Raw genomic sequence first — 13,319 nt, 5'->3', positions numbered from 1 at the left:
ACGTCATTACTTACCTGCTTTTTCTCGAACGTCAGTTAGCTTAGAAGCGATACGATTAACGCCTTCATGAGCAAAGATTTCGTCCAAGTTCATTGATAGTTTACGACGCCAGTTAGGATACTCATCGACCGTGCCAGGAATGTTTACCGGCTTATCCATCTCTAACCAATCTTCCAGCTGAACACTCAATAGTGTTGAACCACCAGCTGCTACGTGCAGTTGAAGAGCTTCAGCAAGGTAAGAATCCATCGGTACTTTGCTTGCATCGCGACCCACACCTTCAGGTAGGAAACCATGCCATGCCACTGAGTCTAAGATACCTTGTTTGCACTCAAGACGGTCATCGAACAGAGTTTCTAGCTGTGCTGCATCTGGGTATAAACCAATCTCTTGGCCCATCTTCAAGTCATCACAGTGCCAGAAGCCACGTAATGTTGGCATATCGTGCGTACACAGTGCCGCCATTGATTGTGATGCATAGTGTTTCGGTGAGATGAAACCACCGTCTTCTTCTGATGTTTCAAAGAAGAACACTTTGTAAGAGTGCACGCCAGCATCTGCTAGAATGTCTACAATCTCATCAGGCACCGTGCCTAAATCTTCACCGATAACGCTACATTGGTAACGGTGAGATTCGAGCGCAAGAATCGACAGCATGTCTTGTACTGGGTAGTAGATGTAAGCGCCTTTGGTTGCGTTTTCACCCTTTGGAATCCACCACAAACGCAGTAGACCTAAAACGTGGTCAATACGCAGTGCACCACAATGTTTCATGTTCGCACGAAGTAGCTTGATGTAAGCATCGTAGCTTGTTTCTTGAAGCACTTCTGGGTTCAGTGGTGGTAAGCCCCAGTTTTGGCCTAGAGGACCAAGAATATCAGGTGGAGCACCAATGCTCGCATCCATCACTAGGTTGCCTTCGTCAGCCCAAGTTTCGCTGCCCGAATCTGCAACACCTACCGCTAAGTCACGGTACAGGCCAACAGCCATGCCTTTCTCTTCAGCAAGAGACTGTGCATCGTTGATCTGGCAATCTGCTAGCCATTGTAGGTACATGTACAGATGAACGTTTTCTAGGTTCTCTTTGATATACTTCTGTGTCGCTGGGCTGTCGAATGTACGGTACTTCTCAGGGAATACCGGCCATCCCCACATGCCAGAATCTTCAGCATGTAGTTCACCATGTAGAGCATCAAACGCGGCTTGATGCATTAGGCTGTCGCCCCCCTCTTCTACGAAGGCTAAGAACGCTTGTGCACGGTCGCTGTTCTTGTCTAAATGACGAGTCTTAAACTCTGCAAATAGCAAAGGCAAGATGCTCATCTTCAGCTCAGACACTTCAGTGTAGTTTACCCAGTGTGCTTCACGCGCTTTTTGTAGACGCTGCTGGAACTCTGCGCTGCCTACCGTTTGTTGTGCTTCTGCACTTAGTGCGAATTCAGGTACTGAACTCACATCAATGTATAGGATGTTCAACCAGCGACGAGAAGACGGGCTGTATGGGCTCGCGCCTTCAGGGTTCGCAGGGAACAATGAGTGGATTGGGTTTAGACCAACGAAATCACCGCCGCGAGAAGCGATATCAGCAACAAGCTGTTTTAGGTCACCGAAATCACCAATACCCCAGTTGTGCTGAGTTCTTAGTGTGTAAAGTTGAACACTTGGTCCCCACAGCTTTTTGCCTTGCTCGATTGGTGACTGCTTGAAACACGCTTTTGGCGTAATAATCAGTGTCATCTCGTAAGGCTTCTTACGGCGCTTACGGCTCACAATTAGCTTGTGATAACCCCATGCCAAATCACTTGGCAATGCAAACACTAAAGGGCCACCCTCAGCACGCTCATCACGAACGACTTGAGATTGAAGATAGCCTTCAAGTACCTCTCCTTGCTCGGTTTCTAAGCGCCAGCTGAACTCACTTTCACGAGCACTTACACCTAGATTAAGCGCCACTTCTACTGGCTCACCGTCACGCAAGACAAGAACTGGGTCTAGTACATCTTTTTTGTGTTTTCTTTCTGCTGACTTAAGCAGTGCATCATCGCTGCTTGTATCGTAGCCCAACGAAGCCAATAGAGACGTAATCGTCTCGTCTGATACTTGTGCTTCATCGCCCCACGCACTAACGTAACTGTCGGCAATGTTTGCCATTTCTGCGACTTGTTTTAATACGGTCTGTTCTTTCATCGCTCTCTCCGAAAACGTTCTGACGCTTTCTATTTTGTAGGGTTGTTAATTTAATTTCTTACTAATCAATTAGCTTGTGACAATCAGTTTGTAAGCATTGCTATCGGATAAGCCATCTGTTTGCTCACAAGCTAATTGAGCCAAGGCAGAAACTGCCTTGGCTACTTTGGAAGTATTAACGGTTAACCGCTTCAAGTTTCCAGATGTTGTTCACGTAGTCGCGGATAGAGCGGTCTGATGTGAACTTACCAACCAATGCGGTGTTAAGAATCGCTTTCTTAGCCCAACCTGCTTGGTCTTTGTATTGCGTACCCATGTCTTCGTGCGCTTTCACGTAAGATGCGAAGTCAGCAAGACATAGGTAAGGGTCACCACCGTCTAGCAGGCTATCAAACGTTGCACGTAGAAGGCCTGGTTGACCCGGTGTAAACTCATCGCCAGTCAGAAGGTCTAGAGATGCTTTCAGTAGTGGGTCTGCATTGTAGTAGTCGTATGGGTTGTAGCCCTGAGCTTTCAGTGCTTGAACACCGTCAACGTCTAGGCCGAAGATGTAGATGTTTTCATCGCCCACTTCTTCACGAATCTCAACGTTCGCACCATCCATCGTACCGATAGTTAGCGCGCCGTTTAGAGCCATCTTCATGTTGCCCGTACCTGATGCTTCTTTACCAGCTAGTGAGATTTGCTGAGAAACGTCTGCTGCAGGGATGATGATTTCAGCCATGCTTACACGGTAGTCAGGAATGAATACCACTTTCAATTTGTTGCCAATGCGAGGGTCGTTATTGATCTTCTCTGCAATCTTGTTAACCGCGAAGATGATCTCTTTCGCTAGGTGGTAACCCGGAGCTGCTTTCGCTGCGAAGAAACATACGCGTGGCTCACACTCGAAACCAGGTTCGTTAAGAATACGGTGGTACAGAGATAGAATGTGTAGCAAATCTAGGTGCTGACGCTTGTATTCGTGAAGACGTTTGATTTGAACATCAAAGATAGCGTTAGTATCTAGCTCGATACCCATGTTCTCTTGAACCCAATCAGCAAGACGCTGTTTGTTTTCTTTCTTAACAGCCATGAATTCTTTTTGGAATTTCGCGTCTGTTGCGAACTGAGCGATGCCTTCAAGCTGCTCAAGTTTTGCTGGCCACTCAGAGCCAATCTTACCTGTGATTAGATTAGATAGGCCTGGGTTACAGAACTTCAACCAACGACGTGGCGTGATGCCGTTCGTTACGTTAGTCAGTTTACCTGGGAAGATTTCGTTAAACTCAGGGAACAAGTCTTTCTTAACCAGTTGTGAGTGAAGCGCAGCTACACCGTTTACTTTGTAAGAGCCAATCACACATAGGTTTGCCATGCGAACCATGCGGTGGAAACCTTCTTGGATGATAGAAAGCTTCGCTTGCTTCTCACCGTCACCAGGCCACATCTTGCGAACTTCTTGCATGAAACGGTGGTTGATTTCAAAAATGATTTCCATGTGACGTGGAAGAAGACGGTTGATCAATGATTCAGACCAAGTCTCTAGAGCTTCAGGAAGTAGTGTGTGGTTCGTGTAAGCGAACGTATGAGCGCTGATTTCCCATGCTTGATCCCAAGATAGGCCTTTCTCGTCAATCAAGATGCGCATTAGCTCAGGAATCGCAATTGTTGGGTGCGTATCATTAAGCTGAATCGTTTCTTGCTTAGGCAGCTCTTCTAGAGAGAAACCTGCTGCTTCGTGACGACGTAGAATATCGCGAACAGACGCTGCTGAGTGGAAGTACTGCTGCATTAGACGCAGAGTCTTACCTTTCTCGTGGTTGTCGTTCGGGTAAAGAACTTTCGTGATGTTACCTGCATCGATTAGCGAGTGTTGCGCTTCGAAGTAATCACCGTTGTTAAAGCTTGCTAGTGAGAATGGTGCAATTGCCTGACATTCCCAAAGACGCAGCGGGTAAACCGTGTTTGACTCGTAACCTACGATAGGTAGATCCCAAGGCATTGCTTTTACTTCCATACCTGGAACCCAAGTACGTACTTCTTTACCGTCGATGAATTCAACGTCTACATGACCGTAAAAACCAATGTGTTGTGCTAGTTCTGGACGAGCCACTTCCCATGGGTACCCTTCAACACCGCGCCACGCGTCAGGTGCTTCTTGTTGGCGGCCGTCTTGGAAAGATTGTTTGAATAGACCGTACTCGTAGTGAAGACCGTAGCCTACTGTTGGGTATTCTTGAGCAGCACAAGAATCCATGAAACAAGCAGCTAGACGACCAAGACCACCATTACCTAGTGATGGGTCGCGTTCTTCTTCTAGAAGGTCAGTTAGGTTTTGACCTAGCTCTTCCATTGCATGAGTGATCTGTTCGTATAGACCCATGCTGATCAGGTTGTTACCTGTCAGACGGCCAATCAAAAACTCTAATGAAAGGTAGTTAACGCTTTTCGCGTTCTTAATTTTTTCATCGTTTTCAGTTTCTAGCAGGTCGAATGTTGTGAGTTCTGCTAATGCGCGACCCATTGCTAGGTACCATGCGCGGCTATCCGCGTTTTCAATCGTTGTTGCGTAGGTTGCAGATAAATGCTTCTTAACGCTTTCTTGGAACGACACTTTATCGAAAGTTTTTTGCTGAGTTGGTTTCATTTCAGAAATCTCGCTTTTAATAGTTCTAATTCATCTGTGACATATCGTGCATGGTCACCATAAACTAAACATCCTCCCGCTAACGCGACTGACTAGGAGTAGATGGGAGGGCGTAGGGGGCGTACCGACTTAGGGTTAGTGATCTGACTCTCATGTTCTGACTTCGAACAAAAAGTTGGAGTGACTAAGATCACAAGCTCCCGTTCGATAACTTAACTTCAATTGATGTGACTTTTATTTAACCGGATTACAGTCATTATCAAATCTGAGTTTCAGATCACGAAAATAATTTCTAGCTCTCATCCTTTGCATAGATTCCCGTGTAGGGAAGAACAAAGTCACATTCACGAACCAACCAACAACGTGAGCAAAGTCTCAAATAAAGGGCGTAGACACCCAAAAACATGCAGAAGCGCAAGGTTTCTGAGGAGGATCATAGTCGGTGCCGTTTTGCTTCACGTAATATGAGCGAAGACTTAAGTAATTAGGCTAATGTCATTGGATTGCACTCAACGATAGATTGGGATAATTCTGAACATAGCCACGGAATAGGTGAAAAACTTCGACATGTGGATCCCATCGAAACTAACTCGTCCCGGCCGCTTACATAATGCAATCCTACGACCTAGGGTTCTCGATCTGCTTCAGAACGCAGATTGCTATAAGCTTGTGTTGTTCCGCTCTCCAGCGGGCTACGGCAAAACCACCATGGCTGCACAATGGTTGGTAGATAAACCCAATGTGGGTTGGTACAGCATTGATGATAGTGACAACGATGCCTTCCGCTTTATCAACTACCTACTTCAATCGCTTAATAAAGCGACTCAAAATGCCTGCCCGAATGCCCAAAAACTAGCAGAAAAACGACAATTTTCATCGCTGCATTCTTTATTGAGTGAAGTGTTCGCCGAAATGTCGGAATTCCATCACGAATGTTTTCTAGTGTTGGATGACTATCATTTGGTCAACAATGACGACATCCACGAAGCAATGCGCTTCTTCCTTAAACACATGCCCGACAACCTAACGCTAGTTGTAACCAGTCGTGGTACACCACCACTTGGTACAGCAAACCTGCGCGTTCGTGATTTAATGATCGAATTGGGTAATGACTCGTTGGCGTTTGATACCGAAGAAACCACACGTTTTTTCAACCAACGTGTTGCTGATGGCATTGATGACATCACCGCAGACAGTATCTGTAACTATGTAGAGGGTTGGCCTTCTGCTCTGCAACTTATCGCGCTGCAAGCACAGCACCAAAAACGCACCCTTGCACAATCCGCAGAGTCGTTTTCTCACTTTAACCACGCCCACCTTTGGGACTACTTGGTTGAAGAAGTATTCGACCTGCTAGATAAAGAAACCCGACGATTCTTGATGCAATGTTCTTTGCTTGATCACTTCAACGATGAGCTTGTTTGTGCACTTACACAGCGCGAAGATGCGTTAGGTATGATCGAATCACTCAACCGTTTTGGTTTGTTCATCTACCCACTTGAGGGCGAAAAGAACTGGTATCGCTTCCATAACTTATTTGGTGAATTCCTCGCACATGAGCGTCAAGCTCGAATCCCTCAACAGGAAGCAGAACTGCATCGAAGTGCGGCAAAAGCGTGGATCAAGCAAAACACACCACACCAAGCACTACGCCACGCACAGCGCGCTGAAGATCCAGAACTGATCATTCAAATCCTGACTGAACACGGTTGGCCGATGTTCAACCAAGGTGAGCTGTCATCTTTAGAGATGGCGATCAAGCAACTAACCACGGATCAACTTTACAGTGAGCCTAAACTGTCCATGTTGCGCGCGTGGCTTGCACAAAGTCAGCACCGTTATGACCAAGTGGGTACTTTGTTGGAAGAGGCAGAGACTCAATATCAAGCTCGAAACATTGAACTCGATACTCAGCAGCAAGGTCAATACAACGCCTTGCGCGCCCAAGTTGCCATCAACAGCAATGAACCTGAAAAAGCGTTAGAACTGGCTGAGCTTTCGTTGAGCCAACTGAACACCACTGTTTATCGTAGCCGTATTGTTGCAACCTCGGTTGTTGGCGAAGTGAATCACGTAATGGGTAACCTCAGTCGTGCGCTACCGATGATGCAACAAACAGAAAAACTGGCACGTCAGTATCAGGTTTACCATCAGGCTCTGTGGGCGATTCTGCAACAAAGCGAAATCTTGATTGCTCAAGGTTATGTTCAAGCTGCATTTGAGCTACAAGACAGTGCATTCAAATTGATTGAAGAGCACCAGCTTCAATACGTGCCTTTGCATGAGTTCTTGCTGCGTGTTCGCGCCCAGATCTTCTGGTGTTGGAACCGACTAGATGAAGCGGAAGAGTGTTGCTACAAAGGGTTAGATATCCTTGGTCACCACTCTCCAAGTAAACACCTGCACAGCTACTCTATGTTGGCTCGTATTTCATTGAGCCGCGGCGAGATAGATAAAGCGTCGAAATTTATCGACCAAATTCAGCACTTGTTACGTCAATCAACTTACCACGTAGATTGGACTGCGAATGCCTCGCTGTCTCTGATCTTATTCTGGCAAGTGAAAGGCGACAAAGACGCAATCCGTGACTGGTTGAGCGTTGCTGTTCACCCTGAATCAGCAAGCAACCACTTCTGTCAGCTTCAATGGCGTAACATCGTGCGTGCTCACATCATCCTTGAGCAATACGAAGAAGCAGAAGAAGCTTTGGCGTTCTTAAAGAGTGAAGCTCAGCGTTCGCATCTGATTACTGATACCAACAGAAACTTGATCGTTGAAGCGGTATTACGCACCCAGATCAACGATGAAGACAGTGCGCGTGTATTATTAGAAGAAGCCCTACACATGACCAACCAAACTGGTATGGTCGGTAACTTCCTGGTCGACGGTGGTACTATCGGGCATATCTTGGATAAGTTGAGCAACAAGCCAGGCTTGGGTGATTTAGAACGTCACCGAGCACAACAAATCATGAAAGATATCTCGACAACTCAACGCAGTCGCTCGGTTCACTTCGATGAAGACTTTGTAGAGAATCTGGTTAATCACCCGAACATTCCTGAGCTGGTGCGTACCAGCCCACTCACCCAGCGTGAATGGCAAGTACTTGGCTTGATCTATTCCGGCTTCAGTAACGAGCAAATCGCTCAAGAGCTTGATGTAGCAGGCACCACTATCAAGACTCACATCCGTAATCTGTACCAAAAGCTCAACATTGCTAACCGTAAAGAAGCGATAAGCACAGCAGAGAACTTGCTGCAGTTGATGGGGTACTAAAACGGGTTCGAGATTGATTCGAGAAAAACATAAGCTAGTCACCGATGGTGGCTGGCTTTTTTTTCGCTTGGAGAATGGGAAGTCACCGATAAAAACTAGAGATCGCCAAACAACAGGCAAAAAAATAGCCAACCGCAATAATCGCGATTGGCTCTATATATTTGTGAACAAATCATAAGTTCACTAACAACGTCAGTTGGCTAGGTGACCCTCGGCTTAAGAAGGGTCAACTAATACTATGCAGTTAGCGTGCCAACTTTAATTTAGCGTTTTATAAGCCCTGCATCGCATAAAAACCGCGATTTTCACATGCGAATTGCAAAGTGCATTTGCATAATGCAACCAAGATGCAATATCGATAAGAGACCAGTTTCATCGATACTCTTAATGACAAATCACTAAGTGGTTGTATTTTAAATATTAGACCAAAGTTCACTTCAACTTATTACCTTACAATTAAAGAGGTAATAAAAGCATCGACCCAGTAGCATATTCATACTTTTTTTACACTAAAGTTTGTATACTGCACAAAATCATCCTCAACTCTATGAAGCAATGAACTACTTAAGTACTTTTTTCAAAGGCATGGCAATGGGCGCTGCCGATGTTGTCCCTGGCGTGTCGGGCGGAACCATCGCATTCATCACCGGTATCTACGATACGTTGCTAGAAAGCATTCGCAGAATTAACCCTAGTGTACTTGGCTTATGGAAACGCGAAGGCTTCAAAGCTGCGTTTAACCACATCAACGGTTTCTTCCTGATTTCACTGTTCGCGGGCGTGTTCACCAGCATTGCAACATTCGCCAAACTGATTTCTTGGTTATTAGTCATGCACCCTGTTCCACTATGGTCTTTCTTCTTTGGTCTGATCTTGGTGTCGGTTTTCCATATTCTTAAGCAAGTAGAAAAGCGCGATATGATTCGATTCGTCTTTTTACTGCTTGGTGTTGCCTTCGCTTATAGCATTACCGTGCTTAAGCCATTGCAGATGGAACCAACCAGCATCAACATCTTGATTGCGGGTGCGATTGCGATCTGCGCGATGATTTTACCGGGTATTTCAGGCAGCTTTATTCTGTTACTGATTGGCATGTATGGCCCGGTACTTGGCGCTGTTAAATCGTTTCAAATCGATGTACTTGCCCTATTCCTAGGTGGCTGTGTGATTGGTCTACTGACTTTCTCACACGTACTCTCTTGGCTACTGCGCTCATTCCGCGATTTCACATTAGTATTCTTAACAGGCTTGATGATCGGTACGCTGCCTAAAATCTGGCCGTGGAAAGAGACCATCAGCTGGCGCATCAACTCGAAAGGTGAGCAAGTACCGCTGATTCAAGAGAACCTATCTCCGTTCAATTTCGAAGCGGTAACTTCTCAACCTTCTCAACTCACTTTATCGGTGATCATGATGTTGGTGGCCATCGCGCTAGTGCTGGGGTTAGAAAAGTTTGCTGAGCGCAATGCTGACTAATCTCTAACAATCGTGCACAAGTTAGCATGTAGGGTGCCGAGCTTAGATAGCGATGCACCTTGTAAATTGAATCAAAGCGAAGCTACTGGCTTCGCTTTTTTATATCTACCTACGCACAAAATTGCTTTTTGATACAAGCACGTATTGAGTGGTGTGATACCATCGCCGTTCTTATAAAATCAAATTGGAACACGACATGCATCCAGCATTAAAGGTTGCTGCGCTTGGTATTGCTCTGGTCGCTGGCTTTTATGGACCACAGGCAGTTGAGCAATTTAAAACGGTAGTAGAGAGCCACTCTCCTGACGTCAACTTAGATGACTACTGCATGCTTTCAACAACATCGTGTGAGCAAGACACCGTTGCTATGACGCTTGAACATGAGACGGCACAGCCTCTGGTTCCGACTAAAATCAAAGTCGTTTGGGAAGGCGCAGCATCTGAAACATTAATGCTGTCACTCACTGGCTTAGAAATGGAAATGGGCTCAGCACGTTTTCAATTAAAGAATATTGGTAACAATACCTATGAAGGTGATGTAATTTTACCTGTGTGTACCATGGATAAAATGACTTGGCTTGGCGAACTCACCGATGGTGTTGAAACCGTAAACCCTGCAATAAGGATGGCAAGATGAGTAAGAATTGGTCGTTAGCATTAGTGGTAGCGTTTGTACTTGGCTTTGGTGTCAAAAGCTACCTTGATGGGCAAAACGAAGCTCAAGAACAGCACGCTGCAAAGCAAGAATTCTCGGCAACAACGCTTTTTGGAAAAGACAACCAACCAATAAAACTCTTTGACGAAACCGACGACAGAATTCGTATCGTTTACTTTGGCTTCACACGCTGTCCTGACGTTTGCCCAACGTCATTAGCGATGCTAGCTGGAGCACTTAACCAAGTGTCAGATGAAGCAAAAGCGAAGATTCGCCCAATGTTTGTCTCTCTTGACCCTGAGCGCGATGCCGCGGAAGCTGCATACGAATACGCGCAGTACTTCAACCCAATGATTGAAGGTATGAGTGGTCCACTGGATGTAACCACTAATTTGGCACATAAATACGGTGTTATTTTCAGAAAGACACAGCTTGAAGGTTCAGAGCTGGAGTACACACTTGACCACAGCTCATATTTCTACTTTTTAAAGCCCAACGGTACCTTAATTACTAAAGTACCGCACACGTTGACGCCTGCGCCAATTGTTGAAGCTATCAACAAGCTGACGCAGTAAAACGTAAAAACAAAGAACTTAACGAATAAAGTTCAAACATAAAGTCAGGTCCCAGACCAAAACATAAAACAATAAGGACAACAACATGAAGTTAAAAGCACTTGCTCTAGCAGGCTTATTGCTCACTCCTCTTGCTCATGCAAAAAGCGACATCATGGTTCATGACGCGTACGCTCGTGCGACACCACCTTCAGCAGTGAACAGCGCAGTATTCACGACCCTGATGAACCACAGCGATAAAGATCGCGCTATTGTTTCTGCAACTACACCCGCAGCAGGCAAGGTAGAGCTTCATGATGTTATCGTTGATGGCGACGTAATGAAGATGCGCCAAGTTCAACAGATCACAATCCCTGCGAATGGTGAAGCGGTACTTAAGCCTGGCAGCCTGCACATTATGTTATTCGACCTAAAAGATGGTCTAAAAGAAGGTGAGCAAATCGAGATGACTCTGACTTTCGCTAACGGTGAAACGCAAACCTTTGAAGCGCCAGTTAAGAAAGTAATGAGCGGCATGAAAAAGATGAATCACGATCATCACTAATCGGATTCACAATCAATGAACTAAATTAAGCCACGATGACTTCTCGCCATCGTGGCTTTTTGCTAAACTGAACTCGCTTTTTATTCAAAGCCTGAACACATTAGTAACCAAGGAGAATAGAAGATGATTGTAATGAAAACACTAAAACTGGCAGTAAAAGTAACGCGTTAATTTGTTTGGTTAAGCAAACTTTTATCTAGAACGACCAACATCAAGCCATCTACTGGCTACCGCACACTTTTACCCGGTTTACTATTGATCTATAAGTGATCGATACCTGCATGCTCAATAACGCATGACTAAATCCGGGGTCCTATCTATTTGAATTCGACCCAAGCTCAAAACATTTTTGACGTCTCGACGCTTTTGAACTCATCAACGCTTTTTGGTTTCATCAACACTTGTTGATCTCGTCAATAACCTGAGATCTCACAAGATGTTAATGCTCTCATAAGACTTTAATGCACTGATAAGACTTTAATACTCTCACAAGAAAAGAAAGCTCGCACGTCTGGGTAAATAAACATGAATTCACAACACGCATTTTCTCATCCAATGTCACTTCAACAACTTGGATGGCAACCTGTATTTCAACAACAACTGACACTCGAAGACTATGACCAATCCGTCATTGCTCGTATTACCGCGCACCATCGCAGCGGCTATACACTGGCGTCGGAACAAGGCGAAATCGTTCTACCTATTAATCAAAACCAACCCGCAATGACGGTTGGCGACTGGGTAATCTTGAACTCTGAACTGCAATTCGACCGCTTGCTAGAACGTCAATCACTCTTCAGCCGCAAAGCAGCGGGCAGTCGCGTCGCAGAACAATATATCTCGGCCAACATCGACACGGTTTTTATCGTGGTTTCGTTAAATAACGACTTTAACCTAAGCCGTATCGAACGCTACCTAGCGCTCGCTAATGAAGCACAGGTTGAAGCGGTTATCGTACTCACCAAGAAAGACTTGTGTGACGACTACCAAGACAAAGTACAACAAGTGCAAAGCTTAGATTCGATGTTGATGATCGAAGCGGTGAACAACTTAGACCAAGAATCAACTCAAGTATTGTCACCTTGGTGTAAAACAGGCAAAACCGTCGCTTTGATGGGTTCATCCGGTGTGGGCAAATCTACGCTAGTAAACTCATTGCTCGGTGAAACTCAACAAGCTACGGGTGGCATTCGTGAAGACGACAGTAAAGGCCGTCACACAACCACATCACGGTCGCTCCACTTGCTAACATCGGGTGGTTTACTACTCGATACTCCAGGAATGCGAGAGCTACAACTTGCAGACTGCGCTGAAGGCGTGAGTGAAACCTTTTCTGATGTCGAAGAGTTAGCCATGCATTGTCGCTTCTCTGATTGTCATCATGAATCCGAGCCGGGATGCAAGATACGCAAAGCCATTGAGGATGGTGATTTGTCTGAAAGACGATTTACTAACTATCAAAAGTTATTGAGAGAGCAAGCCAGAAATGGCGCCTCATTGGCAGAGCAACGCGCGAACAGCAAACAGCTTTCCAAGATGTACAAAACCGTACAGTCAGAAAGCCGAAACATTAAAAAAGCGACTGACTAAACCAATCAGGTGAATCAAAATACGCTTTATTTAAACGATTAAGCCCCACGGTGTTAAACACGTGGGGCTTTTGTTTCAATTTAGTAGTAAATCGACTATTTATGCACACAATGTTCTTATCTATAAGTATTTACATTCCCAAATTTACAGTACATTAGGTCTAATAAATGCAGTTCTGCAGATTTATAGCTCAATCGAAATACAATTATTTAACATTTAGCTCTAAAAACACCACGTAGTGCAAACAATCACCCTAAAAGTAAACTATTCCTAGACACCCGCTAAGATCCCGCTAATATGACCGCCCATTCCACTAGTGTATAGTCGGATTTGGTACAACTTTATAAAAAGATACATCACTATAATAAATTAACAATTGCAGGTATT

Annotated in this window: 8 protein-coding genes; 6 read left to right on the top strand and 2 right to left on the bottom strand. The window is 45.1% G+C overall.

Features of this window, described 5'->3' with window-relative positions:
- Positions 1 to 6 precede the first annotated feature (6 nt).
- The gene (malQ, locus tag BCV39_RS18320; RefSeq protein WP_048661012.1) at positions 7 to 2,187 is read right to left on the bottom strand and encodes a 4-alpha-glucanotransferase; all 2,181 of its coding nucleotides are present in this window, start codon (positions 2,185 to 2,187) and stop codon (positions 7 to 9) included.
- Between the two features lie 175 nt (positions 2,188 to 2,362).
- Positions 2,363 to 4,816 (bottom strand): glycogen/starch/alpha-glucan phosphorylase, encoded by a 2,454-nt coding sequence (locus tag BCV39_RS18315; RefSeq protein WP_102432069.1) that lies wholly within the window; start codon positions 4,814 to 4,816, stop codon positions 2,363 to 2,365.
- A gap of 567 nt (positions 4,817 to 5,383) precedes the next feature.
- On the opposite strand from BCV39_RS18315, the gene malT reads away from it, so the two are divergent.
- The 6 genes from malT to rsgA all read left to right on the top strand — a co-directional run bounded on the left by malT (position 5,384) and on the right by rsgA (position 12,932).
- A complete protein-coding gene (gene malT, locus BCV39_RS18310) occupies positions 5,384 to 8,092 on the top strand; it encodes an HTH-type transcriptional regulator MalT (RefSeq protein WP_102432068.1) in 2,709 nt (902 codons plus the stop codon).
- Between the two features lie 555 nt (positions 8,093 to 8,647).
- Positions 8,648 to 9,568: a DUF368 domain-containing protein gene (locus BCV39_RS18305; RefSeq protein WP_048662439.1), complete on the top strand. Its 921-nt coding sequence runs from the start codon at positions 8,648 to 8,650 to the stop codon at positions 9,566 to 9,568.
- Positions 9,569 to 9,764: 196 nt separating this feature from the next.
- Complete coding sequence (locus tag BCV39_RS18300; protein WP_048661009.1) at positions 9,765 to 10,205, top strand: hypothetical protein; 441 nt, start codon at positions 9,765 to 9,767, stop codon at positions 10,203 to 10,205.
- Positions 10,202 to 10,798, top strand: a complete 597-nt coding sequence (locus BCV39_RS18295) for an SCO family protein (protein ID WP_102432067.1) — start codon at positions 10,202 to 10,204, stop codon at positions 10,796 to 10,798. The genes BCV39_RS18300 and BCV39_RS18295 overlap by 4 nt, the downstream gene beginning before the upstream one ends.
- Positions 10,799 to 10,883: 85 nt before the next feature.
- Complete coding sequence (locus BCV39_RS18290) at positions 10,884 to 11,342, top strand: copper chaperone PCu(A)C (RefSeq protein WP_048661007.1); 459 nt, start codon at positions 10,884 to 10,886, stop codon at positions 11,340 to 11,342.
- Between the two features lie 525 nt (positions 11,343 to 11,867).
- Positions 11,868 to 12,932: a ribosome small subunit-dependent GTPase A gene (gene rsgA, locus BCV39_RS18285; RefSeq protein WP_102432066.1), complete on the top strand. Its 1,065-nt coding sequence runs from the start codon at positions 11,868 to 11,870 to the stop codon at positions 12,930 to 12,932.
- The last annotated feature ends 387 nt before the right edge of the window (positions 12,933 to 13,319 follow it).

Origin of the sequence: Vibrio sp. 10N.286.55.E10 (assembly GCF_002872555.1) — a bacterium.
Classification (GTDB): Bacteria; Pseudomonadota; Gammaproteobacteria; order Enterobacterales; family Vibrionaceae; genus Vibrio; species Vibrio crassostreae.
This window is presented reverse-complemented; position numbering and strand designations above follow the sequence as displayed.

Excerpts from the sequence above, each read along its gene's own strand:
- BCV39_RS18295 (WP_102432067.1), top strand. The coding sequence starts at position 10,202 with ATGAGTAAGAATTGGTCGTTAGCATTAGTGGTAGCGTTTGTACTTGGC.
- malQ (WP_048661012.1), bottom strand. The coding sequence starts at position 2,187 with ATGAAAGAACAGACCGTATTAAAACAAGTCGCAGAAATGGCAAACATT.
- BCV39_RS18300 (WP_048661009.1), top strand. The coding sequence starts at position 9,765 with ATGCATCCAGCATTAAAGGTTGCTGCGCTTGGTATTGCTCTGGTCGCT.
- BCV39_RS18305 (WP_048662439.1), top strand. The coding sequence starts at position 8,648 with ATGAACTACTTAAGTACTTTTTTCAAAGGCATGGCAATGGGCGCTGCC.
- BCV39_RS18290 (WP_048661007.1), top strand. The coding sequence starts at position 10,884 with ATGAAGTTAAAAGCACTTGCTCTAGCAGGCTTATTGCTCACTCCTCTT.
- BCV39_RS18315 (WP_102432069.1), bottom strand. The coding sequence starts at position 4,816 with ATGAAACCAACTCAGCAAAAAACTTTCGATAAAGTGTCGTTCCAAGAA.
- malT (WP_102432068.1), top strand. The coding sequence starts at position 5,384 with ATGTGGATCCCATCGAAACTAACTCGTCCCGGCCGCTTACATAATGCA.
- rsgA (WP_102432066.1), top strand. The coding sequence starts at position 11,868 with ATGAATTCACAACACGCATTTTCTCATCCAATGTCACTTCAACAACTT.